Below are 26,423 nucleotides of genomic sequence, written 5' to 3'. Positions count from 1 at the left end.
CGATGGCGGCAGTGATCCGCCACCGCGCAGCCGTCATCGGCAGCCCGGTGAACCACTCGCTGTCTCCCGTGCTGCATCGAGCCGCTTACGCCGGACTGGGGCTGGACGACTGGTCCTACGAGCGGCTCGAGACAGCGCCTCCAGAGCTGCCCGGGCTGCTCGCCGAACTGGCCGCTCCGGTTCAGGCCGGGCCGGCCTGGGCGGGCCTGAGCGTCACCATGCCCCACAAGCAGACGCTCCTGGCGCACCTTGACGTCATCGACCCCCTCGCCGAGGCCGTCGGTGCCGTCAACACCGTGGTGGCGCAGCGCAGCGGCGCAGGAGGCGCGCTCCTGGCCGGCTTCAACACCGACGTCGCAGGTATCGTGGGCGCACTGCGGGAGACCGCCGGCAGACAGACATCGGGCTCGCCGGATGAGTACCTCCGGGTCGAGCAGGCCGTCGTCCTCGGCTCGGGCGCCACCGCCTGCTCGGCCCTTGCGGCGCTCGGAGAGCTCCGGGCCGGCCGGATCACCGTTGTGGCACGAAGGCACGCCGGCCCCGGTCGCGCGCTCAGCGCCGCCCACCGCATGGGGCTGAGTATTGAGACCCTCACCTGGAAGCCCACCGACGCAGCCTCCAACATCGAGGCGTCCCGGCGCCTGGCCGCAGCAGACGTCGTCATCTCGACTCTGCCCGCCGGGGCAGCGGATCCTCTGGCCGGTCCGTTGGATGCGCTTGCGGACCGCTCGGGTCGGAGTCGTCCGACGGCGGTCATGCTCGACGTCGTCTACGCCCCCTGGCCCACTGCTCTCACTCAGGCCTGGGGTCGTGCCGGCGGAGCCGTCGCGCCGGGCTGGCTCATGCTCCTGCACCAGGCAGTGCCCCAGGTACAGCTCATGACCGGGCAGCAGCCGGACATCGAGTGCATGCGCGCGGCACTGACCTCGACCTTGGCCGGCACCGACGGCTGATCCGCGCGCAGGGAATCTCGACGTGGGACGCCGGAGGCGACATCGGCGTGTGAGAGTATCTGCCTCATGCTTCGATGGATGACGGCCGGGGAGTCCCACGGCGAGGCCCTGACCGCGGTGCTGGAGGGCATGCCCGCAGGCGTGCGGATCACCAGTGAGGACATTCGGGCAGCATTGGCCCGGCGTCGTCTGGGGCACGGGCGCGGTGCTCGCCAGGCCTTCGAGCGCGATGAGCTGCGGGTCCTGGGCGGCATCCGCCACGGGAGCACTATCGGTAGCCCCGTCGCCCTACAGATCGGCAACTCCGAATGGCCCAAGTGGTCCACGGTCATGAGTGCCGACCCCGTGGATCCCCATGAGCTGCTCATCGACGCCGGGACCGGCGATGAGCGTGAGATCGCCCGCAACCGACCGCTGACCCGCCCGAGGCCCGGGCACGCGGACCTGCCAGGGATGCTTAAGTACGACCTGGATGAGGCTCGTCCGGTCCTGGAGCGGGCATCAGCCCGTGAGACCGCCGCCCGGGTGGCGCTGGGGGCCTTGGCCGAGGCCCTTCTGGCACAGGTCGCCGGCATCAGACTGGTCAGCCACGTCGTGCGGATCGGCTCGGTCGCCCTGCCCGAGGACGCGCCCCCACCGAGTGTTGAGGACACCGGGCGCCTGGACGCAGACCCGGTGCGCTGCACGGATCCTGCCACCAGTGCCGCCATGGTCGCTGAGATCGATGGCACCAAGAAGGAGGGTGACACGCTCGGGGGCGTCGTCGAGGTCATCGCCACCGGTGTCCCAGTGGGACTGGGCACCCATGTCAGCGCCGACCGCCGCCTCGACGCGCGCCTGGCATCCGCGCTCATGGGGATCCAGGCCGTTAAGGGTGTGGAGATCGGCGACGGCTTCGCCGAGGCGGCCCGGCGGGGCTCAGCCGCCCATGACGAGATCGTCTCAGTGACCTCAGGAACGCTCACCAGGCCCACCAACCGTGCCGGCGGCATCGAGGGCGGCATCTCCAACGGCTCCGATGTGCGGGTGAGGGCCGCATTCAAACCGATCTCCACGGTGCCCAGGGCCCTGCGCACCGTCGACCTGGCCACGGGTGAGGCCGCCACCGGGCTGCACCAGCGCTCCGACGTGTGCGCCGTCGTCCCCGGAGCGGTGATCGCTCAGGCCATGACCGCCCTGGTTCTGGCCGATCTTCTGCTGGACAAGACCGGAGGCGACTCGGTCGATGAGGCCCGACGCAACCTCCGTTCCTACCAGGCCCGCATCGCAGAACGGACACAGTGGCGAACCGAGCGGTGAATCTCGTGGCAACTCGCTCTGCTCGGGCGATACTGGTACCACCCACAGCGATCTCAACGGAGAGGCAGACACGATCATGACCTGGAAGCGTGTTCCGACCATCGCTCTGCGCGACGACCAGCTGCCCCTGGTGCTGGTGGGGCTGCCCGGCGCGGGCAAGACCACTCAGGCCAGGCTCCTGGCCCAGGCCCTGGGGGTCCAGGTCACCGACACCGACGCCGAGATCCGCCGGCGCGCCCGCATGACGATCCCCGAGATCTTCGCTTCCGAGGGGGAGGAGTGCTTCCGCGACCGCGAGCACCGGGCCATGCGGGCGGTCCTGGACTCCCCGGCAGCCGCTCAGGGCGTCATCGCCCTGGGTGGGGGAGCGGTTCTGCGTTCCGAGAACCGAGACCTGCTGCGCGGTCATACCGTCATCTACCTGTCCGCCTCCCCGAGCACCGCCGCCAAGCACGTGGGCGACGGGTCGGGGCGCCCTGTCATGGCTCCTGACGCGGACTCCGACCAGGCCCGTGCCGCTCAGCAGCGCTGTGAGGAGCACGGCGAGCACGCGGGCGTCCTGGCGCGGATGGAGGCGCTCCACGCTCAGCGCTCACCGCTGTACTCCGAGGTCGCCACTCTCACCGTGCCCACCGATGGGCTCAGCCCCCAGCAGATCGCCGCTCTCATCCTCGTGGCCCTGGGGGTCCAGACCGCTCAGGCGGTCAGTGTCCTGGCGCCCATGGCCGAGACGCAGGCGGACTCCGCCACTGCCCCGGACGGGCCCGGTGACTCGCCTCGGCGCGTCCGTGTCCGGCCCGTTGCCACCACCGAGGTCTGCAGTGGGGCACGACGGGTCAGCGTTGCCGGAGAGAGCCCCTACGACGTGCTCATCGGCCACGGGATCGTGGCCGAGCTGCCCCGCCTCGTGCAGGACGTTCCGGGGGCGGGTGCGGGAGGTGTCGCCGTCGTTCACGCCAAGGCGCTGGCCGACCGCGCCGCCGCGGCCGAGGCGGCACTGACCTCCGAGGGCCTGCGCGTCCTGCGTCTCGAGGTTCCCGACGGAGAGGCGGCCAAGAAGGCGCGCGTCCTGGAGCACCTGTGGGATCGGCTTGGCTCCTTCCGCCTGGGGCGCGACGGGCTCGTGGTCGGTCTCGGTGGTGGGGCGACGACGGACCTGGCCGGTTTCGCCGCCGCCACCTGGTTGCGGGGTGTTCCCGTGGTGCAGGTGCCCACCACGCTGCTGGCCATGGTGGACGCCGCCGTGGGCGGCAAGACGGGGATCGACACGCCCGCCGGCAAGAACCTGGTGGGTGCCTTCCACCCGCCGGCCGCTGTCATCGCCGACCTGGAGACGCTCTCCACGCTGCCGGCCTCCGAGCTGCGGGCCGGACTCGGCGAGGTCGTCAAGTGCGGCCTGATCGCCGATTCCGTCATTCTCGACCGGGTCCTGGCCGATCCCGCCGACTGCCTGACCTGGGACTCGCCAGTACTGGCCGACCTGGTTGCCCGTTCGGTAGCGGTCAAGGCAGCCGTCGTGGGGGAGGATCTCACTGAGGCCGGCCTACGGGAGGTCCTCAACTACGGCCACACCTACGCCCACGCGATCGAGAAGGTCACCGGGTACTCCTGGCGTCACGGAGAGGCGGTGGCCGTCGGCTGCGTCTTCGCCGCCGAGATCGCCCACCGCAACGGCAATCTGAGCAGTGACGCACTCGCCCTGCACCGGCAGAGCCTCGAGGCGGTCGGCCTGCCGACCCGCTTCCCCGAAGGGGAGGGACGCTGGGAGGAGCTCAAGGAGGCCATGATGAGCGACAAGAAGGTGCGCGGCGGCCGACTACGTCTCGTCCTGCTCGATGACATCGCCAGGCCCGTGCGGGTTCAGGCGCCGGCGGAGAGTATTCTCCTGTCGGCTCATGAGGCTGTCACCGGTGGGGCCCACCAAACAGAAGGGCACCGCGGTTGAGTGCCACGGCACCGGGCTCACTCATCCTCACCGGCCCGCCGGGTGCCGGCTGCTCGAGCGTGGCCCGTGCCGTCGGGAGTGCCCAGGGCCTGCCCGTGCTCGATCTGGGGCGGCTCGTTGCCGACGAGCTGGGAACCCGCCCGGACCTGGCGCTCGTTGCGGTGCCGGAGACCGAGTACCGCCGCGTCGAGGCCGACACCGCTGTGAGGCTCCTGGAGCGTGCCCAGACCGGGAGCGTCGTCGTCGCCCTGGGATCGGGCTGTTTGGAGGCTGCTGGAGTACGCCAGGGCCTTGAGCGTCTTAGGCTCGCCAACCGTCAGAGTCACCGCGTCGTGGCCCTGATCTGCGCCACCCGGGCCCTGGCCACCCGTAACGGTCTCGACGCACCCCGGTCCGTGGCCCTGGGAACCATCCACCACCAGTTCGTCCAGATGCTCCACGAACGTCAGGCCCAGTGCCGGGATCTGGCCGACGTCGTCATCGACACCACCACAACCACCCCCGACGAGGCCGGCGAGAAGGTGATGAGCGCCGTCGCAGCCGATTTGTCCCGCCACTCGTGATCGGTGCGACACGCCCGTCACGGGGTGAGCGCGGCAGGTCGCGGTAGGATCAGCGCGTCCCAGATGCAATGCAACAGTGAGGAAACCCTCGTGGCCACGACGAACGACCTGAAGAACGGCATGGTGCTCAACCTCGAGGGCCAGCTGTGGCAGGTAGTGGAGTTCCAGCACGTCAAGCCCGGCAAGGGCCCCGCCTTCGTGCGCACCAAGATCAAGAACGTCCTGTCCGGCAAGACCGTCGACAAGACCTTCAACGCCGGCCTCAAGGTCGAGACCGCCACCGTTGACCGGCGCGACATGCAGTACCTCTACAAGGACGGCGACGACTACGTCTTCATGGACGTCAAGTCCTACGAGCAGACCTACGTCCCCTCGGCCACCGTTGGCGACGCCGCCACCTTCATGCTGGAGAACCAGGAGGTCATCGTGGCCTTCCACGAGGACTCGGTCCTGTTCGTCGAGCTGCCGGCCTCCGTGGTCCTGACGATCTCCCACACCGAGCCGGGCCTCCAGGGCGACCGTTCCAGCGCGGGCACCAAGCCGGCCACCGTCGAGACCGGTGCCGAGATCCAGGTCCCCCTGTTCCTCAATACCGGTGACAAGGTCAAGGTGGACACCCGCTCCGGCTCCTACATCTCCCGCGTCAACGACTGATGACCGAGCATCCCGAGGAGGGCTCGACCCACTCGAGCCCCGCGTCGCGGCACCCGGTCACCGCCCGCACCAAGGCTCGCCGGCGTGCCATCGAGATCCTCTTCGAGGCCGATCAGCGCGGGATGCTGAGCTCCGAGGACACTGAGGAGCTGCGCTCCTTCGCGCAGCTGCGCGCCGTCAGCTCGGCCAACCACACCGAGGCCCCTGCCTACACGCGGGATATCCTCAACGGTGTGTGCGACCATCTGGGCGACGTTGATGAGACGATCCAGACCTACGCCCAGGGATGGACCCTGGGGCGCATGCCGGCCGTCGACCGCGCCATTGCCCGTGTCGCCACCTGGGAGATCGTCTACAACGACGACGTCGATGCTCCTGTTGCCGTGGACGAGGCCATGACGCTGAGCCGGATGCTCTCCACCGATGAGTCACCCAGGTACCTGGGAGGGCTTCTAGGGCGTATCGGCGACCTCGCGGACACGTTGCGCTGAGTCATATGGAGCGAAGGGGCTCACGGCATGGGGTGCACTCCCTATGCCGTGAGGTGCTCCCATCCGACACCGTCGGCCTAGGCTGAGGCCATCCCCTCTGCCGATGCTGGAGCACCCCCGTGAGTCACCTACCTCCCCAGAATCCCAACGACTACCCCTACATCAAGGGCAGTTCGTCGCTCAAGGAGGGGACGTATGGCCCCGAGAGTCCAGCATCGTTACCGTCCGGTCCCGACAACGCCGGCTACCCGTGGAACGGACACATGACAGTTCCTTACGGCCGCTACTACCCCTCGATGGGGCAGACTCCTGTTCCTGGCTTCGGCTGGAACGACCCGGTCCTGACGACGGTTCAGCGCAAGCGCTCCGCAACCCGCAAGGTGTCTCTCTCGAGTGGCGTCGCCGGGATCATCACCATGAGCGTTCAGATGATCACCTCCACCACCTTATTCGTTACTTCCGTCGTCCCAAAGGATCCGTCCCTGGAGTTCACATTCCTTGATTTCATTGGCCTTCTCGCGATGATCTTCACCCCGTTCATCGTTGGCCTCGGGTGGATCGCTACTTTCATCCTTGCTCTCATCGCCTGCATCAAGGCGCATTCCAGGACGCCCAGAGTCCAGCCCGACGGATGGGACGAGGCCAAGATGCCAACGTCGGCACTGCTGGCCGCGAGTATCGTCGCGGGGCTTCCCGCCGTCATCAGCTATGTCACTTTGTTCTTGGAGGGATCGTCCGGCTCCTCTGCTGGGGGCACTGACTACTTCATGGAATCAGTGCTTATCACCTGCGACCTGGTGCAGGCTCTGATCGCAGTGGGGTTCGGCTTTCTCCTCCGCATGAGCAGGGCACTGGACCCATCGGTCAGAGCGCCTCAGGCTCCGGGAACGCAGTTCGCATGATCTGTTGCCGGCACCGAGGAGAACTCGGGTGCCGGCACAGTCCCTCAGCCCGCGCCAACGCGTCCTGGCGAACCGGCCGGAGTGCAGGCTGAGGGCGCCGCATCAGCTACTCGTCCATGGCCCGTACGACGATATAGTCAATATCCACCTGTGCCTGGGTGAAGCCCTCATGGTTCAGCCGGCCTCGGTGAATACTTCCGCTGTGCGTGGTTAAGCAGATGTGGTAGGCGGCGTCGTCACCGAAGCACTCATCGAACTCCTTCTCCGATGTTGAACGCGAGACCTCGTGGTAGGGCTGACCGTCGAAAAGGAAAAGAATGCTCTCGGGGGTCTTCTCCATCCCGTAGGTGTGCCACTGGGTGAGATCGGGCCGCGGCGAGACCCCCAGGTTGCTTCCTGTGCCCCCCGCCTGGCCGAAATGCACAGTCGACTCGGCGATACCGGTGGCGCTGCCGCCACCATAGGTCTCAACGACATCGATCTCGCCTCCGTTGTCATCGTCGTCCGCTCGCAACCAGATCCCGGCGAACAGGCCCTCGGCTGACTGCGGGAAGCGCGCCCTGGTCTCCAAGGAGCCGTAGACAAAGGAGAACAGTCCCTGCGTGGTGACAAATGCCTGGTCGACGTAGCGAAGGGTCGGCTCCTTGTCGAAGCGGTTCTGGAAGCCCTTGAGGGGAGTGGCGCGCTTGCGCCACAGGAGATGCCCGACACCGTTGCTGATGCTGTGGGAGTCATGCGTGAACACCCCCCAGTCATAACTGGTGCAGGACTCGGGCTCCGAGCGGTTGTCGCGCCAACGCGACGGAGAGAAGTCCGTCCCGCTGGAGAACTGCTCATTGAAGATAAGACTGCCGAAATCGTAGGTCGGCTTGGCTGCAGCGGTCGGCGAGGGGGACACCAGACCAGCGGCGGCCAGCCCCGCCCCGGCGCCGAGGCCGGTGATGATCGAACGTCGAGTAGGGAGTGTCATGAGGGCATTCCTTGCTTGAGAAGAAGTCGCTGAAGCGGCAGCAACACCGGACCTTGTCTGCCCCGCGACATCGTTCAGCTCTCAATCGGGCTCAGATGGATCCGGCACTCACTTCTCAAGCTCTCGACATGTTGTGACGATCTCGCAGTCAGCGTCTGGTGACGCCCGAGCATTGGGCTAAGACTAAACATTGTCACGGACGATTTGTAGACGCAAAACACGCCCTGCCGCGACTGGTACCAGGTGTAGAGCCGATTCACTGACATCGACGTGACCTTCGTCTCTGAAGCCCGTTCTGCGTGGGCGAGCGCAAGCCGCTGCGGGTGGCGTAAACTCGCTGGCGACCAACATCCTTTAAGTCCGTCCAGAGAGGCGGGGAAGGAGGCCTGAAATGGCCGAACGTTTGTCAGGCGCCTCTGGCGCATCGATCCAGGGCAAGGAGATCCTCGGACCTCCCGATATAGCCCGCTCCCTGTTCCGTATCGCGCACGAGATCCTGGAACGCAACCACGGGACTCAGGACGTCGTCGTCCTAGGGATCCCCAGCGGGGGAGCGCCACTTGCACACAGACTCGTCGAGGCGCTCGCCGTCGCTTCGAGCGAAGGAACGCAGTGGTCCAAGCAGGCGGGGCAGGTTCAGGCTGCCGCCAGGGTCCCGGTCGGCACCCTGGACATCACCATGTACCGCGACGACCTGGGGCGCCATCCCATCCGCGTGCCCCGTCCCACTGAGATCCCCCAGGGAGGCATTGACGGCAAGGTCGTCATCCTCGTCGATGACGTCCTCTACTCCGGACGCACCATCCGTGCCGCCCTCGATGCCCTGGGTGCCGTCGGCCGCCCCCGGGCCGTACAGCTCGCCACCCTTGTCGACCGGGGCCACCGGGAGCTGCCCATCCGCGCTGACTACGTGGGTAAGAATCTGCCGACCTCCCGCACCGAGAAGGTCGTGGTCTCCCTGACCGAGCTCGGCGCCTCCACCGACGCCGTCACCATTGTTCCCGCAGACGTCCCTACTGAGCGTTCGAGCGAGCGCGCCGACCAGGAGGCCACCCGATGAAGCACCTGCTCTCCGCCAAGGACCTGACCCACGACGAGGCGGTCATGATCCTGGACACCGCTGAGGCGATGGCCGCCACGCAGAGCCAGGCGGTCAAGAAGCTCCCAACGCTGCGCGGCAAGACCGTGGTCAACCTCTTCTTCGAGGACTCCACTCGCACCAGGCTCTCCTTCGAGGCCGCCGCCAAGCGCCTGAGCGCCGACGTCATCAACTTCTCGGCCAAGGGCTCTTCACTGTCCAAGGGGGAGTCCCTCAAGGACACCGCCCAGACGATCATGGCCATGGGCGCGGATGCCGTCGTCGTGCGCCACTCCGCCTGCGGCGCCGCGCACCTGCTGGCCCACGCCGGCTGGATCAACGTGCCGGTCCTCAACGCGGGCGACGGCACCCACCAGCACCCCACCCAGGCGCTTCTGGACGCCATGACGCTGCGCCGCTGGTACGTCCCCGGTGCCGGCGCGACAGCGGACGGCAGTCCCGCCCCGCAGGGGCGCGACCTGGAAGGCGCCCGCCTCATCATCGTCGGAGACGTCCTGCACTCCCGGGTGGCCCGCTCCAACGTGGACCTCATGACGGCACTCGGAGCCAAGGTCACCCTCGTGGCGCCCCCGACGCTGCTGCCCGTCGGCATGGACGACTGGCCCTGCGAGGTCTCCTACAACCTTGATGAGGCGATCGAGGACATCCAGCCCGACGCCGTCATGATGCTGCGCGTCCAGCGCGAGCGCATGAGTGCCGCCGGCGGTGGCTTCTTCCCGAGTCCTTCCGAGTACTCCAGCGTCTACGGCCTCACCTCAGCCCGGCGCCGGGCCATGCCGGAGCATGCCATCGTCATGCACCCCGGCCCCATGAACCGCGGCCTCGAGATCACCGCCGAGGCCGCCGACGACCCCCGCTCACGCATCATCGAGCAGGTCGGCAACGGAGTCTCTGTCCGTATGGCCGCCCTCTACCTCCTCCTCGCTGACGAAGGGAACCAGCTGTGACCTCCCACCTCCTGACCGGTGTCCGCCCCTACGGCGAGGACCCCACTGACATTCTCATCACCGATGGCACTATTACCGCCATCGGCCCTGACGCCGCAGCGAAGGCCCCCGCCGACGCCCAGCGCCATGACCTTGACGGGCTCATCGCCCTGCCCGGGCTCGTCGACATCCACACTCACCTGCGCGAGCCCGGAGGGGAGTCCGCCGAGACCATCTACTCCGGTACCCGCGCGGCGGCCGTTGGCGGTTACACCGCCGTCTTCGCGATGGCCAACACCACGCCCGTCCAGGACAACGCCGGTGTCGTTGAGCAGGTGCTGCGGCTGGGTCGTGAGGCCGGCTGGGTGGACGTCCACCCGGTGGGGGCCGTGTCGGCAGGACTGGCCGGTGAGCACCTGTCCGACATGGGCGCCATGGCGACCTCCGCCGCCCGCGTGCGCGTCTTCTCCGACGACGGCAAGTGCGTCTCCGACCCCGTCCTCATGCGCCGGGCACTGGAGTACGTCAAGTCCTTCGACGGCGTCATCGCCCAGCACGCTCAGGATCCCCGCCTCACCGAGGGCTCCCAGATGCACGAGGGCGTTGTCTCCGCAGAGCTGGGACTGCGCGGCTGGCCCGCGGTGGCGGAGGAGTCGATCATCGCCCGCGACGTCCTGCTGGCCGAGCACGTGGGCTCGCGTCTGCACGTGTGCCACCTGTCCACCGCCGGCAGCGTCGGCATCATCCGGTGGGCCAAGTCCCGCGGTATCAATGTCACCGCCGAGGTCACGCCGCACCACCTCCTGCTGACCGACGAGATGGCCCGTACCTACTCGCCGCTGTACAAGGTCAACCCTCCGCTGCGCACGGCCGAGGACGTGGAGGCGGTTCGCGAGGCCCTGGCCGATGGCACCATCGACGTCGTCGGTACTGACCACGCCCCGCACCCGGTGGAGGACAAGGACTGCGAGTGGCAGGCCGGAGCCTTCGGCATGACGGGACTGGAAACGGCTCTGAGTGTCCTGATCGAGACAATGGTCAGCACCGGACGCATGACCTGGCGCGACATCGCCCGGGCCATGTCCTCGACCCCTGCCCGTATCGGTCGCCTGAGCGACCAGGGATGTGAGCTGGAGATCGGGGCTCCGGCCAACATCACGGTGGTCGACCCTGAGGTGCGCCGCACCGTCGACGGCTCCGCTCAATGGACCAGCTCCACCAACACCCCCTACGCGGGCATGGAGCTCCCGGGTCAGGTCATGGCCACCTTCCTCCACGGCCGGCCCACCGTCCTGGACGGGGCTCCTGTCGAGGCCCCTGCTGACTCGGCTCATGTCTGAGTCGACCCACCGCCCAGCCGCCCTCCTCGTCCTGGAGGACGGCTGGGCCCTGCGGGGCCGCAGCTATGGGGCTCCAGGACGCGCCATCGGGGAGATCGTCTTCTCCACCGGGATGACCGGGTATCAGGAGACACTGACCGACCCCTCCTACCACCGCCAGATCGTGGTTCAGACGGCACCACACATCGGTAACACCGGGGTCAACGACGAAGACGCCGAGTCCGACCGTATCTGGGTGGCCGGCTACGTCGTGCGCGAACCGGCCCGACGAGCCTCCAGCTGGCGCTCCCGCCGGGAGTTGGAGGACGACCTGCGGGCCTCCGGCATCGTCGGGATATGCGAGGTCGATACCCGGGCGCTGACCCGCCACCTACGCGAGGCGGGCGCGATGCGCGGCGGCATCTTCTCCGGGGACTCCCTGCCTGCCGGAGGCACCGACCCCGGTGGTCCCAGCCAGGCCTGTGTCGACATCTGCCTGGAGACTGTGCGCAGCGAGCCACCTATGAGCGGTCGCGCCCTGGCCGCCGAGGTGACCACTCCCTCCGGCTACGTCGTCGAGCCCACCGGACCGGCCGAGGGTCAGGAGCCGGTCGCGGTCCTGGTCGCCATCGATCTGGGCATCAAGTCGCGTACCCCGTGGCAGCTCGCCGAGCGCGGCGTACGCGTACACGTCCTGCCCCAGTCTACCACCCTCTCCGAGATCCTTGCACTCAGGCCTGACGGCGTCCTGTTCTCCAACGGCCCCGGAGACCCCGGGACCGCGGACGTCGAGATCGAGCTTCTGCGCGGCGTGCTCGACGCGCGCATCCCCTTCTTCGGCATCTGCCTGGGCAACCAGCTCCTGGGGCGGGCCCTGGGGTACGGCACGTACAAGCTCACCTACGGGCACCGCGGCGTCAACCAGCCTGTCCTGGACCGCACCACCGGGAAGGTGGAGATCACAGCCCATAACCACGGCTTCGCCGTCGACGCGCCCGTTGACGAGCCCTCCGTGGCGCCCTTCGACAATGGTCGCTACGGCCGGGTGGAGGTCTCTCACCTAGGGCTCAATGACGGCGTCGTCGAGGGACTGCGGGCTCTCGATCTGCCGGCCTTCTCGGTGCAGTACCACCCCGAGGCCGCTGCCGGCCCCCACGACGCCGAGCACCTCTTCGACCGATTCATCCGCCTCATGCGGGAGCACCGCCAGGGCCAGGACCGCGAGGACAAGAACTGACATGCCTGCTCGCCCTGACATCACCTCCGTCCTGGTCATCGGATCGGGCCCCATCGTCATCGGGCAGGCCTGCGAGTTCGACTACTCCGGCACCCAGGCCTGCCGAGTCCTGCGCAGCGAGGGAATCCGCGTCGTCCTGGTCAACTCCAACCCGGCCACGATCATGACCGACCCGGACGTCGCCGATGCCACCTACATCGAGCCAATCACCCCCGAGGTCCTGACCACCATCATCGCCAAGGAGCGCCCCGATGCCCTCCTGCCCACCCTGGGCGGGCAGACGGCCCTCAACGCCGCCATGAGCCTGGTCGAGCGGGGTGTGCTCGAGGAGTATGACGTCGAGCTTATCGGCGCCTCCGCCGCGGCCATCAACGCCGGGGAGGACCGCGACGAGTTCAAGGACGTCGTCGAGCGCTGCGGCGCCGAGGTCGCCCGTAGCGTCATCGCCCACAGCATGGACGAGTGCCGAGCCGGAGTGGATGCGCTGGGCGGCTACCCCGTCGTCGTGCGCCCCTCCTTCACGATGGGGGGTCTGGGCAGCGGCGTCGCCTTCAATGACGCCGATCTGCGCCGTATTGCCGGTGCCGGTCTGGCCGCCTCACGCACCACCGAGGTCCTCCTGGAAGAGTCAATCCTGGGCTGGAAGGAGTACGAGCTCGAACTCATGCGTGACGCCGCCGACAACGTGGTGGTCGTGTGCTCCATCGAGAACATCGACCCCGTGGGCGTGCACACCGGCGACTCCGTCACGGTCGCCCCGGCCCTGACCCTGACCGACCGCGAGCTCCAGCAGCTGCGGGACATCGGTATCGCCGTCATCCGCGAGGTCGGGGTCGACACCGGCGGCTGCAACATCCAGTTCGCAGTCGACCCTGCCACCGGCAGGATCATTGTCATTGAGATGAATCCGCGCGTCTCGCGGTCCTCCGCCCTGGCATCCAAGGCCACCGGCTTCCCGATCGCCAAGATCGCCGCCCGCCTCGCCGTGGGCTACACACTCGACGAGATCCCCAACGACATCACCGCCTCCACACCGGCCTCCTTCGAACCGACCCTGGACTACGTGGTCGTCAAGGTTCCGCGCTTCGCCTTCGAGAAGTTCCGGGGCGCCGATCCCCGGCTCACCACCACCATGAAGTCGGTGGGAGAGGCCATGGCCATCGGCCGTTCCTACACCGAGGCGCTTCAGAAGGCCATGCGATCCCTGGACAAGAAGGGCACTGTCTTCCACTGGGACGGACCTGCTCCCACCGCACAGCAGACCTCCGAGCTGCTGGAGTCCATCGCCACCCCCAGTGAGCACCGGCTAGTCGACCTCCAGCAGGCAGTGCGCGGAGGCGCCACGATCTCTCAGCTCCACGAGGCCACACGCATCGACCCCTGGTTCCTGGACCAGATGCTGCTCCTCCAAGAGGTGGCTCAGGAGGTCGAGGACGCCGAGGTCCTCACCCCCGAGGTCCTGGCCCTGGCCAAGCGCCACGGCTTCTCCGACGTCCAGATCGCCGCTCTGCGAGGCATCGGCGAGGACACGGTGCGCGAGGTCCGTCACGCCTTCGGGCTGCGCCCGGTCTACAAGACCGTGGACACCTGCGCAGCCGAGTTCGCCTCACGTACCCCCTACCTCTACTCCAGCTACGACCTGGAGACCGAGGTTGCGCCCCGCGAGCGCGAGGCCGTCATCATCCTGGGCTCGGGCCCCAACCGCATCGGGCAGGGCATCGAGTTCGACTACTCCTGCGTCCACGCCTCCATGGCGCTGTCCGAGCGCTACGAGACCGTCATGGTCAACTGCAACCCGGAAACCGTATCCACTGACTACGACGTCTCCGACCGGCTCTACTTCGAGCCTCTGACCTTCGAGGACGTCATCGAGGTCTATGAGGCCGAGCGCGCGGCAGGTCCGGTGACCGGTGTCATCGTCCAGCTCGGCGGGCAGACGCCGCTGTCCCTGGCCTCCAGGCTGTCCGAGGCCGGGGTGCCGATCCTGGGCACAAGCCCCGAGGCCATCGACGCTGCCGAGGACCGCGAGGCCTTCGGCGTCGTCCTCCAGCGCGCCGGGCTGCCCGCACCGGCGCACGGCACCGCATTGAGCGATGAGCAGGCCCGCTCGGTCGCTCAGGACATCGGCTACCCGGTCCTGGTGCGCCCGAGCTATGTGCTCGGTGGGCGAGGTATGGAGATCGTCTACGACGCCGGCGGCCTGGACGACTATCTCCAGCGAGCCGGCCGCGAGCCCGGTGGCGTCTACGGGACCGGGCCGCTGCTCATCGACCGGTTCCTCGATGACGCCATCGAGATCGACGTTGACGCCCTTTACGATGGAAGCGAGCTGTTCCTCGGCGGAGTCATGGAGCACATCGAGGAGGCGGGGATCCACTCCGGCGACTCGGCCTGCGTCATGCCACCCATGACCCTCTCCGACACGGAGATCGCGCGCATCCGGCGCTCCACTGAGGCGATCGCCGTCGGGGTGGGGGTGCGCGGGCTGCTCAACATCCAGTTCGCCCTGGTCTCCGACGTCCTCTATGTCATTGAGGCCAACCCAAGGGCCTCACGCACGGTCCCCTTCGTCTCGAAGGCCTCCGGCGTGCAGCTCGCCAAGGCGGCGGCCCTCATCATGGCAGGGGAGACGATCGCCTCGCTCAGGTCCTCCGGCCACCTGCCCGAGGCCGACGCCGCCATCACCGATCCCGATGACCCGATCGCCGTCAAGGAGGCGGTCCTGCCATTCAAACGGTTCCGCACCGCCGAGGGGCGTGTCGTCGATACGATCCTGGGACCGGAGATGCGTTCCACCGGTGAGGTCATGGGCTACGACGTGGACTTCCCCCGCGCCTTCGCCAAGTCCCAGGCCGGCGCCTACGGCGGTCTGCCAGAAGAGGGCACACTGTTCGTATCCGTGGCGGACCGGGACAAGCGCGCCATCATCCTGCCGGTGGCTCGATTGGCCGAGCTCGGCTTCACCGTCCTGGCCACCACCGGGACCGCACAGGTACTGCGCCGCAACGGGATCGACGCCATGGCCGTGCGCAAGATCAGCCAGGGCGTCGGCGCGCACGGTGAGCAGACGATCGCCGGGCTGATTGAGTCCGGCGCCGTCGACATGGTCGTCAACACTCCCAAAGGCCAGGGAGCCCGCGCCGACGGGTACTCCATCCGCGCGGCTACAACCGGCGCCGACCGCCCCATCATCACCACAGTTCAACAGCTCCAGGCGGCGGTCCAGGCCCTCGAGGCCCAGTTGCGCGGACCCTTCCGGGTTCGCAGCCTCCAGGAGCACATTGCCGCCCGCCGATCCCGGCGATGCTCAGCGCCCGAGCCCCACTACGTTGCCGACAAGGAGACTCGATGACCCCCACCGTCCCCAATCAGCACAATCACTCCCGTCGCTCCTTTGGCGCGCGCCTGGCTGATGCCATGGATGATCACGGACCCCTGTGTGTCGGCATCGACCCCCACCCGAACCTGCTCGAGGCCTGGGGACTGGCCGACTCGGCCGCGGGGCTGCGAGACTTCGCTCTGCGGACCGTCGAAGCCGTCGGAGGGCACGTGGCCGCCGTCAAGCCGCAGTCCGCCTTCTTCGAGCGTCACGGCAGCGCCGGCATCGCGGTCCTCGAGGAGACCCTGGCGGCCCTGCGCGACGTCGGCACCCTGTCCGTTCTCGACGTCAAGCGCGGGGACATCGGTTCCACGATGGCCGGCTACGCCCAGGCCTACCTGTCAGACGATGCTCCTCTGGCCGCGGACTCCATCACCGTGTCACCGTACCTGGGCTACGGCTCCCTGACTCCCGTGCTCAATCTCGCGGAGACCAACGGACGGGGCGTCTTCGTCCTGGCCCTGACCTCTAATCCTGAAGGAGCCGCCGTTCAGCACGCTGTCAACGGGGACCGGGCCGTGGCCGCAGGCATCGTGGAGGGAGTGACCGCCTCCAACGCCCAGGCCAGTGGCGAAGGCAGACTCGGCTGCATCGGGCTGGTCATCGGTGCCACCGTCGGAGGAGCGGTCTCTCATCTGGGAATCGACCTGCAGCGTGCCAACGGCCCCTTGCTGGCGCCCGGGATTGGCGCCCAGGGAGCAGGGCCGGCCGAGCTGGAGACCGTTTTCGGGGCGGCGCGCCGTCAGGTCCTGGCCTCCACCTCGCGCGGGGTTCTCCGGGCCGGTCCCTCCATTGAGGAGTTGCGAAAAGCCGCACTGGCGTCTGCCCATGAGGCCGTGACGGCTCTTCGCTGAGCCTCGTGCGCTGTCGCCCACTTCGGCGAGGGTGTGTGCGGAAACACGAAGTCGGTTGTGGAATATGGGCCCCTGCGAATGCGAGTGCACTGGACCCGACTTATGCTTGTGGTGCGGGTCACTGGCATTGGACCGGGAGGAGACACACCATGACGCTTCCTACACTGACACCTGAGCAAAGGGCTCAGGCACTGGAAAAGGCGGCCGCTGCACGATCGCAGCGCGCACGCATCAAGTCCGAGCTCAAGAGCGGGGAGCTCAAGCTCTCCGAATTCTTTACCGCCTCGGAGACCGATGATGTCCTGGGCAAGATGAAGGTCAGAGCACTGCTCATCTCCCTCCCGCGTGTGGGAACCACAACAGCTGATGCGATCCTCGCTGACGTGCATATCGCCGAGTCCCGTCGTGTTCGTGGACTGGGAGCGAATCAGAGGGCGGCGCTGGTGGAGCGCTTCGGCTAGGACAACTGCTCGGATGCGGGCTCGTGCCGACAGCGCCCGGTAGGTCATGATGTGACCATGACCGACGTTGCTGCCGCAGACCCATCCGCTCCCGCGCTCGCCCGCCTCACCGTTCTGGCCGGCCCCACAGCGGTGGGCAAGGGCACCGTCGTCACAGAGCTGCGCAGACGCCATCCAGACCTGTTCGTCTCGGTCTCGGCCACCACCCGTCAGCCTCGTCCCGGTGAGGCTGACGGTGTGCACTACCACTTCGTCAGTGACGAAGACTTCGACTCGCTCGTCGCCGGAGGCCAGATGCTCGAGTGGGCCTTGGTTCATGGCGCGTATCGGTATGGCACTCCCCGTGGCCCGGTCCAGGACCGGCTCGACGCCGGATGTCCGGCACTGCTGGAGATCGACCTGGCCGGCGCCCGCCAGGTTCGTGAGGCGATGCCTGAGGCCCGGCTCGTCTTCCTCGCCCCACCGAGTTGGGACGAACTCGTTCGCAGGCTGGCCGGGCGTGGTACGGAGGACGCCGAGGAGCAGGAACGGCGCCTGGCCACAGCGCGCACCGAGCTGGAGGCGGCCAACGAGTTCGACCACGTCGTCATCAATGACACCGTGGCGAGCGCCACCGCGGAGCTGGAGAGACTCATGGGGCTCGGCAGTTAGAATAACGTGGATCTGAACTATCGAGATTGAACCGGAGGCATGCACATGCTCGGAACCTCTCCCCAGCCCGAGGGCATCACCAACCCGCCGATTGACGACCTTCTGAAGAAGGTCGACTCCAAGTACGGGCTCGTGGTGGAGGCCGCCAAGCGCTCCCGCCAGATCAACACCTACACCCAGCAGCTCGAGGACAACCAGTTCGAGTTCTTCGGCCCGCTGGTCGACTCCGAGGTCGGCGAGAAGTCTCTGGGCATCGCTCTGCGTGAGATCGCCGAGGACAAGCTCGAGGTCATTCCCGGGGACGTGGCCCGCGCCCGCCGTGCCGAGGCCGAGGAAGCCCGTCGGGCTGCCGAGGCCGATATGTTCAGCGACATCTCGCTGGACGCTCCGGTCTCCCTCGAGGGGGGCGAGACTCCCACCAGCCTTGACGACATCCAGTTCTGAGCCGGGCTCGCCATGGACGAGCCGCACACTGCTGTGAGTGAGCGCGCCGCGACCGCATTCGAGGGGCCGCGGCGCGTCGTCGTCGGCGTGTCCGGGTCGATTGCCGCCTACAAGGCCCCCTTCGTCATTCGACTGCTGCGTCAGTCCGGGCACGAGGTCAAGGTGGTGGCCACTGAGTCGGCACTGAAGTTCATTGGTGCTCCGGCGCTGGCAGCGGTCAGCGGCCAGACCGTATCCACCGGTGTCTTCGACGACCCGGCCGCGGTCGAGCACGTGGCCGTGGCGGAGTGGGCCGAGCTCGTCCTGGTCGCTCCGGCCTCGGCGGACCTGCTGGCGCGGGTGCGGGCAGGACGGGCCGATGACATGCTCACCGCAACGATACTGACCTGCCAGGCCCCCGTCGTCCTGGCTCCGGCCATGCACACCCAGATGTGGCTCAATCCCGCCACCCAAGACAACGTGGCGGTGCTGCGTGAGCGCGGCCTGACTGTCATCGAGCCCGACTCCGGCCGTCTGACCGGCAAGGATTCCGGAGTGGGACGGATGCCTGAGCCCGAGCAGATCGTGTCGCAGGCCCTGACTGTTCTGAGACGACCCGCCGCCGTGGCTGCGGAAGCGGAGGACGTTTCGGCTGAGGGTGACGGACGCCTGGAAGGTCGGCACGTCGTTATCTCGGCCGGCGGTACACGTGAGCCCCTCGATCCGGTGCGGTATCTCGGCAACCGCTCCTCAGGGCGTCAGGGCTGCGCACTGGCGGCGGCCGCCGCCGAACAGGGAGCCCGCGTCACCCTGGTCCAGGCGCACGTGGCCTCCGATCTGCTCAACGCCCTGCCTGCGGAGGTGACTGTTGTCGCGGCTGGTACCGCTTCAGACATGCTCCGTGCCGTGCGTGACGGCGCCCGCGACGCCGATGCTGTCATCATGGCAGCAGCTGTTGCCGACTACCGACCCGTCACCGTAGCCACCACCAAGCTCAAGAAGCAGGCGCCCGCCGGAGCGGATCGTCCCGGAGAACCGGCCATGTCCATTGAGCTCACCACCAACCCGGACATCCTGGCCGGGCTGGTGAGTGATCCGCCTCGGCCCGGTCAGATCGTCGTCGGATTCGCCGCAGAGACCGGTGACGAGGACGGCGACGTGCTCTTCCACGGCAGGGCCAAGGCCCGCCGTAAAGGGGCTCACCTTCTGGCGGTCAACGCGGTGGGGGAGGAACTCGGCTTCGGAGACGTCCCCAACGCCGTCGTCGTACTGGATGCTCACGGTACGGAAGTAGCGCGGGGACAAGGGAGCAAGATGGACGTCGCCCGTCTTCTCATCTCCCTGACCGCCGACCTGGTGGACGCAGTCTGACTCCCGGCTCCGCGTTTTCGTGGGTAACGCCACGACGGATCAGTGCTGGTGGTGACTACGATGGGCGGGTGAGTTCCTCCTTGCGTCTGTTCACTTCCGAGTCGGTCACTGAAGGACATCCGGACAAGATCTGCGACCGTGTCTCTGATGCGATTCTCGACGCCATCCTCGAGCAGGACCCCACCGCGCGCGTTGCGGTTGAGACCATGGTGACGACCGGTCTGGTACACGTGGCCGGCGAAGTGACCACAGAGAGGGCCTACGTCGAGATCCCTGAGATCGTGCGCCAGGAGATCTCCGCCATCGGCTACACCTCCTCGGATGTCTGCTTCGACGCCCGCTCCTGCGGTGTCTCGGTATCGATCGGGCAGCAGTCCGCGGACATCGCGGCCGGAGTGGACAAGTCCCTCGAGGCTCGTAGGGATGACACGGACATCGATCCTCTCGACCTTCAGGGTGCCGGCGACCAGGGGCTCATGTTCGGCTACGCCTGCGACGACACCGCGGCCCTCATGCCGCTGCCCATCCATCTGGCGCATCGTCTGGCGGAGCGCCTGGCCGTCGTGCGCAAGCAGGGAATCCTCCCGGGCCTGCGCCCCGACGGCAAGACCCAGGTGACGATCGGCTACGACGGCCACAGGCCGGTGAGCTTGCACAACCTGGTCATCTCCACGCAGCACGATGCGGACCGCACTCGTGCCTGGCTCACCGACGCTCTGCAGACGGAAGTCATTGAGCCGGTACTGGCCGCCGAGGCCCAGGCCGGCACCGAGCTCGACACCGCCGGCACCGAGGTCCTCATCAATCCTTCAGGACAGTTCGTCATTGGAGGTCCGGCAGGTGATGCCGGGTTGACCGGACGCAAGATCATCGTGGACACCTACGGTGGGATGGCCCGCCACGGCGGGGGCGCCTTCTCCGGCAAGGACCCCTCGAAGGTGGACCGCTCCGCCAGCTACGCTATGCGCTGGGTCGCTAAGAATGTCGTAGCGGCAGGGCTGGCCAGAAGATGTGAGATTCAGGTGGCTTACGCCATCGGCTCAGCCCACCCGGTGGGCGTTTACGTGGAGACATTCGGGACGGCGAGCGTTCCCGAGGATCGCATCATGAAAGCCGTCAACGAGGTCTTCGACCTCCGTCCGGCCGCGATCGTGCGGGACCTCGACCTGTTGCGTCCCATCTACCGAGCCACCAGCTCCTACGGGCACTTCGGGCGTCCCGGCTTCAGCTGGGAGGCCACCGACCGCGTTGAGGCTCTGCGCCAGGCCGTCTGAGTCCCGCGCACTCGGGCGGGAGACCTCTGAAGGCTTGTATGGCAACCGGTTACGACGACGCTGCTTCTGCTTCCGGTGAGCCGGATGGACCTGCGTATGGTCTTGGCGTGAGCCGGCAGGGTGAGCTGCTGGAGCTGCCGGAGCCCGGACAGCGCACGGTGACGGTGGCCGGGGTCCACGAGCCCGTGGCCAGGGTCCTCCTGGACTCGCCGATACCGCACCTTGACCGCACCTTCGACTACCTGGTTCCTGCGGCACTGGCCCAGCAGGCCCTGCCCGGCACCCGGGTGATGGTTCGCTTCGGCGAGCAGGAGATGCGGGGTTGGATCTGGGAGCGGGGGGCGACAACGACGCATATCGGCCGACTCTCTGCTCTGCGCCGGGTGGTTTCCGACCTCCAGGTCCTGCCGGAGAGCTCACGCCGCCTCATCGGGGCCGTCGCCTCCCGCAGCTGTGGGACGCGCTCCGACGTTATCCGTCTTGCGGTTCCCACCAGGCACGCCACTACTGAGAAGGCGGAGAGGGCCAAGGCCCCCCTTGACCTTCCCACCTGGGAGCGCCCCTCCTCAAACGCGCACTGCTGGCACCCTTACGACGGTGGTGAGGAGTTCCTGAGACGGTTGGCCGATGGCGAGGCTCCACGAGTAGTCTGGTCCGCCCTACCGGCGCAGCCGCGGCCGCACCAGGCATCGTTGTCCGGCAGCGATGGTCAGTGCGTCCCGGTGGTTGAGCCGTGGGAGGTGTGCCTGGCACGGGCTGTCCAGGCTACGTTGGTGAGCTCCCGCAGTGCGGTCATCGTTGTGGCGACGACTCAACAGGCTGAGGCCCTGGCCGCCCGGCTGGGCCGCGAGCTGGAGGGAGAACCGATTGTGGTGCTCTCGGCCGAGCACGGGCCGGCGCGCCGTTACCGGGCCTTTCTGGCTGTGTTGATGGGGCGTGCGCGGGTTGTCGTCGGCACTCGGGCGGCGGCCTTCGCCCCGGTGCATCGGCTCGGACTGGCGGCCGTCTGGGATGACGGGGACAACCGGTTGGAGGAGCCTCACGCCCCTTACAGTCATACGCGCACAGTACTCGCCCTGCGCTCCACGTTGGAGGGCGCCGGCCTGCTCATCGGCGGGTTCAGCCGGTCCGTGGAGGCGCAGTCACTCGTCGAGCAGGGGTGGTGCCAGAACCTCAGGGCTTCTCGTCACATCGTGCGCGGTGTGGTGCCTCGAGTGGAGGTTCCTGGCCCGGCTGAGTTGGACCGGGAGGGCGCTTCCGGTGCGGCCCGGGTCCCATCGCTCGCCCATCGAGCACTGCGGCGCGCCCTGCAGAATGGTCCGGTGCTGGTCCAGGTGCCGCGCGCCGGGTACGCGCCGTTGGTTGCCTGCGCCCGGTGCCGCTCGGCCGCCCGGTGCACCTTCTGCGGTGGCCCACTGGCCATGGATCGTCAGGGTCGCACCTCCTGCCGTTGGTGCGCTCGTACTGTGGGGCAGTGGGACTGCCCCGAGTGCGGCGGCCATGACGTGAGGATGGCGACGGTTGGTTCCACGCGTACGGGGGAGGAGCTCGGGAGGGCGTTTCCCGGTATCCCTGTGGTGGTGTCGGGAGCGCGGGAGGCCCATGGCGTCGTGGATGAGGTTGACGACGCGCCACGCCTTGTCGTGGCCACGCCCGGGGCTGAGCCGGTGGCCAAGGGTGGATACCGGGCCGTCTTGCTTCTCGACGGCGGGGCCCTGTCCTCGCGTCCCGATCTGGGGGCAGCGGGTGAAGCGCTGCGCCAGTGGTCGAATGCCGTGGCGCTGGCGGAGCGTTCGGCTCGCGTTATTCTCCTGGGCGGCCCGGATCCGGTGGCGGCACAAGCCCTTGTGAGATGGGATCAGGCGGGCTTCGCCCGCAGGGACCTTCTGGAGCGAGCTGAGCTGCATCTACCGCCCGCATGGCGTGTGGCACGTCTGGACGGCCCGGTGCGTGGCGTGGAGTCACTCCTGGCTCAGGCCGACGCTGATGGTTTTGAGGTGCTGGGCCCGGTGGCCCCGCCACCCGTTCGCGGTCAGGTTCCCCCCGGCGTGGCCAGGGCCCTGGTGCGCGCTCCGCTGTCACAGGGCAAAGCGCTTGCAACCATGCTTGGGGTAAGACTGCGAGACCGCTCGGCCCGGCGTGAGGAGCCGATGCGGGTTGAGCTCGATCCCACCCGTTTGTGGTGAGGATGCTTGGAAGAACAAACGAGGAACGAGACCAACGGGGCAGGCCCTAACTGGCGGAGCTACTGGACTTGACCGTGGCGGGCCGTGTCGCATGAGCGGCAGGAGCCGAAGCGGCGCCCACCGTGGCACCTGGCGCCTGGAAGGGCGGCATGCCGTGGGCCAAGGAAATGAGATCAGTCAATAGTCCCGCTGCGGTGGACTTGACGTTCCACCCTTCACTGAGGGCGGTCACGGCCGCACCATCGACGATGGCGATGACCATCTCCGGTTCGAGCGGGCTGTCGAGCTGGCGCAGCACACGACGCAATGCAGCATTGAGGCGTTGGCGTCCCTGGCGGTAGGCGTGCTTGACCGGGGATGCCTGGCTGGCGGAGATGAGTTGAAGATAGTGCCCGAAGTAGGCGCCGTGTGCGGGAAGAGTAGCCTGGAGAATGAACCGTACCCGTTGGGGGAGGTCTGGGACGCCCTTGAATGCCTCAACCCGGTCGGCGACATCTTCCGCACGGGAGGCCCACAGTCCGATGTTGACCAGCCCGGCCTGATGGAGGAGATCCTCCAAGCCATCGAAGTAGTAGGTTGTCGCCGACAAGGAGCACCCGGCGCGTTTGGCGACACTGCGGTGGCTGATCGCGGAAGGACCTGACTCGCGGATGATGGCTGCGGCGGCATCAATGATGGCCTGACGGCGGTCCTCGCCTCGCGGTGTGACTCGGGATTCCGCGCGAGGACCTGCAGGTGCGGAAGCGTCGCTACTCGCTGCATCTCCAGCGGCGTCTGCATCGATACTAGCCATGCTCATCATCTTACGACGACAAGAGGTTCATGTCCGTAACAAGACGGTGATAATGACCTCGTAAAGAGGCAGTCTATATTCGACCTGTCAGCAATTGCTCTGAGTGAGTTGCTCGGGCTCAGGGTTGAGTATGCTCCCCGGTCAGTTCCGACCCATGAATAGTGCGGGACTGGAAGATCGCCACCATGGCGATCAGTGCGATCACCGTAAGATAGACCGCCGGCGCCAGAGGGGAGCCAGTGATCTTGATGAGCCATGTGACAATGAACGGCGTTGTTCCACCGAGAAGTGCGTTGGCCCCGTTGAAGGACAAGGCAAATCCGGAGTAGCGAACGTTGGTTGGAAAAGACTCCGCCAAGAAGGTGGCGAGAGTTCCATCATTAGCGGTCAGCGCTATGGCGAAGACGATCTCACAAAGGATGACCACCACAAGCATGCTCGCGGCCTTCGTCATCACGACAAACAACGGGATGGTGAGGACGATGAATGCAACGCAAGCGGCGATGAGCATCCGACGACGCCCGAAGGAGTCAGACAGGTGCCCCATGAGGAAGATTGCGGCGATATACACCACCAGCATCACGGAGGTCGCCAGAGTGGAGGTGTCCTGAGAGAACCCGAGCTCTTCGTGGACGTAAGTCGGCATATATGTGAGGAGCATGTAGAAGGCAACGGCGTTGAGACAGGAGACTCCGAAGGTGATGAGCGTCTCGTGCAGGTGGTCTCGCAGCAGCAGGCGCAACGGTTCGGACCAGCTGGTTGCCTTCTTCTCCTGTGGCATCTCCGCACGCATCTCCTGGTAGGCGGGGGAGTCCTCCAGGTGCACTCGGATGTAGCGGCCGATGAGCCCCAACGGGCCGGCCAGCAGGAAGGGAACTCGCCACCCCCAGGTGTTCATGGCGTCATCGCTGAGAACCGAGAACATCCCTGTGACCATGAGAGAGCCGGCAAGCAGGCCGCAGGCGGTGGAGGCGGGAACCAGGGAAGTGTATATCCCACGGCGCGCTGGGGGCGCATACTCGGCCAGGAAGGTTCCAGCGCCTGCATACTCGCCTGACGCGGAGAATCCCTGAATCATTCGAAGGACGAGCAGGCCGATGGCGCTCACCATCCCGATGACCGAGTATGTAGGAAGAAGTCCGATGAAGAACGTCGACCCGGACATAATGAGAATCGACCATGACAGTGCCCACCGGCGCCCCCAGCGGTCCCCCCACGCCCCCCACACAACAGCTCCGATGGGGCGCAAAATGAAGGACATCGCAAATACTGCGTATGTCGAAAGCAGCTGGACAGATTTGTCTGCCGCCGGGAAGAAAGCGTGACCAATGACGGTGACCAGGTATCCGTACGAGGCGTAGTCGAACCACTCAATGAAGTTGCCAATGAAGCTCGCTTTCGCTGCACGTCTCAGTGCGAGACTTCGTTCTGAGTCCAGGTGATGGTCGTTCGTGCTTCCTGAGTGGACGGTATGCATAGCCTATGGCTCCGGCTCGGTGAATGTCGACGTTGACGAAATAGGCCTCATGGAGAGACGTTGAAGATTATACATGTGATCCTGTCTGCCTGCAGGAAGTTAACGCAGGCAGACAGGATCACACAACGATCAGGCCTCAGAGGCACGTGACTTTCGGGAGACCGCATCCACGATGATCGGGGCCAGTCCTCCTCCAACAATGAGCAGCCCCCCGACCATTCCCACAGGAGTGAGCTTCTCCGCCCAGACGATGATACCACACAGAATGGCGACAGGGCACTCCCAGTAGGAGATCGTCGAGTATTCCACGGCAGGTAGGTTGCGCCCTGCAACAACCAAGAATCCCAGCGCGAAGAGTCCGCAGACGAGGAAGAGGGCCACGGCCCACATCCAGTTGGTGGCCTTGAAGGACGCAACGCCGTGCCAGGGCTTCAGGATGACCGACATCGCAAGCGTAGCAGAGGCGGCCCAGAAGAAGTTCCAGACACCGCGTACAACCGAGTCCACGTCCTTGCGATAGCCGTAGAAGAACATCGCCAGGCCGTAGAAGACTCCTGACAGCAGGCCAAGAAGGTCTCCCAGTTTCTTCTGAGGGAACTCAGGAGACGAGGCCGACAGATCCAGCCCGAAAGTGAGACTTCCGTTCTTGAAGTCGATGATTCCGATGGTCAGCAGCATGCCGACGAATACCAGAAACAGGAAAATTCCAGAGAGCACGCTGATCTTTTCCTTGCGGAAGATGCGTGCGAGCAGCGCACAGAACAGAGGTCCTGTGTAGATGAGGAAGACGGCGTTGGCGATCGACGTCATCAGCGTCGAAGAGATATAACAGCCCAGGGACAGGCCGATCGCCACTCCTCCCAGGATCACGGTGGGGCTCAGGCGGGTGCGCCGGAACAAGCCGGTCTTCTTAGTGATAACCAGGATAAGAATGAAGCCGAGCAGCCCAACGGTCATACGCCCGAAGGCGAGGAACGATCCGATGACGGACTTGTCGGCGTCAGCGAGGCCGGCGGTCGTGCCACGGCTGATGGTGCCGACGAGCCCCATCCCGGTGGCGGAGAGAAGCATGGCAATGGCGCCAAGCTTCTTGTTCATCACGTACTCTGTGACAGAGGATTCAGCGGACGAAGTCTGTGACATGGCAGTTTTGTCTCCTGAGTTCCCCCGGCATGCACAGCAGATCGGCATCATTG

23 protein-coding genes are annotated in these 26,423 nt (G+C 66.7%); 19 read left to right on the top strand and 4 right to left on the bottom strand.

Going from position 1 to position 26,423, the window contains the following annotated elements; genetic code table 11:
* The first annotated feature begins 2 nt into the window (after nucleotides 1-2).
* From RIV12_RS00945 to RIV12_RS00915, 7 genes are all read left to right on the top strand, one after another.
* The gene (locus RIV12_RS00945) at nucleotides 3-953 is read left to right on the top strand and encodes a shikimate dehydrogenase (RefSeq protein ID WP_075417017.1); all 951 of its coding nucleotides are present in this window, start codon (nucleotides 3-5) and stop codon (nucleotides 951-953) included.
* Nucleotides 954-1,019: 66 nt separating this feature from the next.
* A complete protein-coding gene (aroC, locus tag RIV12_RS00940; RefSeq protein ID WP_075416973.1) occupies nucleotides 1,020-2,252 on the top strand; it encodes a chorismate synthase in 1,233 nt (410 codons plus the stop codon).
* A 76-nt stretch (nucleotides 2,253-2,328) separates the two neighbouring features.
* Nucleotides 2,329-4,197, top strand: coding sequence for a 3-dehydroquinate synthase (gene aroB / locus RIV12_RS00935; protein ID WP_075416972.1), 1,869 nt, complete (start codon nucleotides 2,329-2,331; stop codon nucleotides 4,195-4,197).
* On the top strand, nucleotides 4,194-4,760 hold the full coding sequence (locus tag RIV12_RS00930) for a shikimate kinase (RefSeq protein ID WP_075416971.1): 567 nt from the start codon (nucleotides 4,194-4,196) through the stop codon (nucleotides 4,758-4,760). Before aroB ends, RIV12_RS00930 begins: the two co-directional genes overlap by 4 nt.
* 90 nt (nucleotides 4,761-4,850) lie before the next feature.
* A complete protein-coding gene (gene efp, locus RIV12_RS00925) occupies nucleotides 4,851-5,414 on the top strand; it encodes an elongation factor P (protein WP_010615272.1) in 564 nt (187 codons plus the stop codon).
* Nucleotides 5,414-5,905, top strand: coding sequence for a transcription antitermination factor NusB (gene nusB / locus RIV12_RS00920; RefSeq protein WP_075416970.1), 492 nt, complete (start codon nucleotides 5,414-5,416; stop codon nucleotides 5,903-5,905). Before efp ends, nusB begins: the two co-directional genes overlap by 1 nt.
* 263 nt (nucleotides 5,906-6,168) lie before the next feature.
* Nucleotides 6,169-6,807 carry a hypothetical protein gene (locus RIV12_RS00915; RefSeq protein WP_075416969.1) on the top strand — a complete coding sequence of 213 codons (639 nt, stop codon included), beginning with the start codon at nucleotides 6,169-6,171 and terminating at the stop codon, nucleotides 6,805-6,807.
* Nucleotides 6,808-6,913: 106 nt separating this feature from the next.
* On the opposite strand, the gene RIV12_RS00910 is transcribed toward RIV12_RS00915, so the two are convergent.
* Entirely contained in the window at nucleotides 6,914-7,777 is an 864-nt protein-coding gene (locus RIV12_RS00910) for a glycoside hydrolase family 16 protein (protein ID WP_075416968.1), read from the bottom strand.
* 391 nt (nucleotides 7,778-8,168) lie between these two features.
* Between RIV12_RS00910 and pyrR the strand changes: the two genes are divergently transcribed.
* From pyrR to RIV12_RS00850, 12 genes are all read left to right on the top strand, one after another.
* Nucleotides 8,169-8,837 carry a bifunctional pyr operon transcriptional regulator/uracil phosphoribosyltransferase PyrR gene (gene pyrR, locus RIV12_RS00905; RefSeq protein WP_075416967.1) on the top strand — a complete coding sequence of 223 codons (669 nt, stop codon included), beginning with the start codon at nucleotides 8,169-8,171 and terminating at the stop codon, nucleotides 8,835-8,837.
* Complete coding sequence (locus tag RIV12_RS00900) at nucleotides 8,834-9,823, top strand: aspartate carbamoyltransferase catalytic subunit (protein WP_075416966.1); 990 nt, start codon at nucleotides 8,834-8,836, stop codon at nucleotides 9,821-9,823. Before pyrR ends, RIV12_RS00900 begins: the two co-directional genes overlap by 4 nt.
* Complete coding sequence (locus tag RIV12_RS00895) at nucleotides 9,820-11,142, top strand: dihydroorotase (protein ID WP_075416965.1); 1,323 nt, start codon at nucleotides 9,820-9,822, stop codon at nucleotides 11,140-11,142. The genes RIV12_RS00900 and RIV12_RS00895 overlap by 4 nt, the downstream gene beginning before the upstream one ends.
* Entirely contained in the window at nucleotides 11,135-12,358 is a 1,224-nt protein-coding gene (carA, locus tag RIV12_RS00890; protein WP_075416964.1) for a glutamine-hydrolyzing carbamoyl-phosphate synthase small subunit, read from the top strand. Before RIV12_RS00895 ends, carA begins: the two co-directional genes overlap by 8 nt.
* Before the next feature lies 1 nt (nucleotide 12,359).
* Entirely contained in the window at nucleotides 12,360-15,710 is a 3,351-nt protein-coding gene (carB, locus tag RIV12_RS00885; RefSeq protein ID WP_075416963.1) for a carbamoyl-phosphate synthase large subunit, read from the top strand.
* A complete protein-coding gene (gene pyrF, locus RIV12_RS00880) occupies nucleotides 15,707-16,591 on the top strand; it encodes an orotidine-5'-phosphate decarboxylase (protein ID WP_075416962.1) in 885 nt (294 codons plus the stop codon). Before carB ends, pyrF begins: the two co-directional genes overlap by 4 nt.
* A 149-nt stretch (nucleotides 16,592-16,740) precedes the next feature.
* Complete coding sequence (mihF, locus tag RIV12_RS00875; RefSeq protein WP_075416961.1) at nucleotides 16,741-17,052, top strand: integration host factor, actinobacterial type; 312 nt, start codon at nucleotides 16,741-16,743, stop codon at nucleotides 17,050-17,052.
* 57 nt (nucleotides 17,053-17,109) lie between these two features.
* Nucleotides 17,110-17,703, top strand: coding sequence for a guanylate kinase (gmk, locus tag RIV12_RS00870; protein ID WP_075416960.1), 594 nt, complete (start codon nucleotides 17,110-17,112; stop codon nucleotides 17,701-17,703).
* A 45-nt stretch (nucleotides 17,704-17,748) separates the two neighbouring features.
* Nucleotides 17,749-18,147: a DNA-directed RNA polymerase subunit omega gene (rpoZ, locus tag RIV12_RS00865; protein WP_075417015.1), complete on the top strand. Its 399-nt coding sequence runs from the start codon at nucleotides 17,749-17,751 to the stop codon at nucleotides 18,145-18,147.
* Nucleotides 18,148-18,159: 12 nt separating this feature from the next.
* Nucleotides 18,160-19,497: a bifunctional phosphopantothenoylcysteine decarboxylase/phosphopantothenate--cysteine ligase CoaBC gene (gene coaBC / locus RIV12_RS00860; protein WP_075416959.1), complete on the top strand. Its 1,338-nt coding sequence runs from the start codon at nucleotides 18,160-18,162 to the stop codon at nucleotides 19,495-19,497.
* 68 nt (nucleotides 19,498-19,565) lie between these two features.
* Nucleotides 19,566-20,771, top strand: coding sequence for a methionine adenosyltransferase (gene metK, locus RIV12_RS00855; RefSeq protein ID WP_075416958.1), 1,206 nt, complete (start codon nucleotides 19,566-19,568; stop codon nucleotides 20,769-20,771).
* A gap of 38 nt (nucleotides 20,772-20,809) precedes the next feature.
* The gene (locus RIV12_RS00850; protein WP_081379971.1) at nucleotides 20,810-22,957 is read left to right on the top strand and encodes a primosomal protein N'; all 2,148 of its coding nucleotides are present in this window, start codon (nucleotides 20,810-20,812) and stop codon (nucleotides 22,955-22,957) included.
* A 46-nt stretch (nucleotides 22,958-23,003) separates the two neighbouring features.
* On the opposite strand, the gene RIV12_RS00845 is transcribed toward RIV12_RS00850, so the two are convergent.
* From RIV12_RS00845 to RIV12_RS00835, 3 genes are all read right to left on the bottom strand, one after another.
* Nucleotides 23,004-23,750, bottom strand: a complete 747-nt coding sequence (locus RIV12_RS00845) for a TetR/AcrR family transcriptional regulator (protein ID WP_256695404.1) — start codon at nucleotides 23,748-23,750, stop codon at nucleotides 23,004-23,006.
* Between the two features lie 118 nt (nucleotides 23,751-23,868).
* A complete protein-coding gene (locus tag RIV12_RS00840; protein ID WP_075416957.1) occupies nucleotides 23,869-25,227 on the bottom strand; it encodes an MFS transporter in 1,359 nt (452 codons plus the stop codon).
* 129 nt (nucleotides 25,228-25,356) lie between these two features.
* Nucleotides 25,357-26,370 (bottom strand): DMT family transporter, encoded by a 1,014-nt coding sequence (locus RIV12_RS00835; protein ID WP_075416956.1) that lies wholly within the window; start codon nucleotides 26,368-26,370, stop codon nucleotides 25,357-25,359.
* Nucleotides 26,371-26,423: the final 53 nt, after the last annotated feature.

It is taken from the genome of Actinomyces stomatis, assembly GCF_031292835.1.
Classification (GTDB): Bacteria; Actinomycetota; Actinomycetes; order Actinomycetales; family Actinomycetaceae; genus Actinomyces; species Actinomyces stomatis.
Note: the sequence above shows the minus strand (reverse complement) of the source record. Positions and strands in the feature narration are given on the sequence as shown.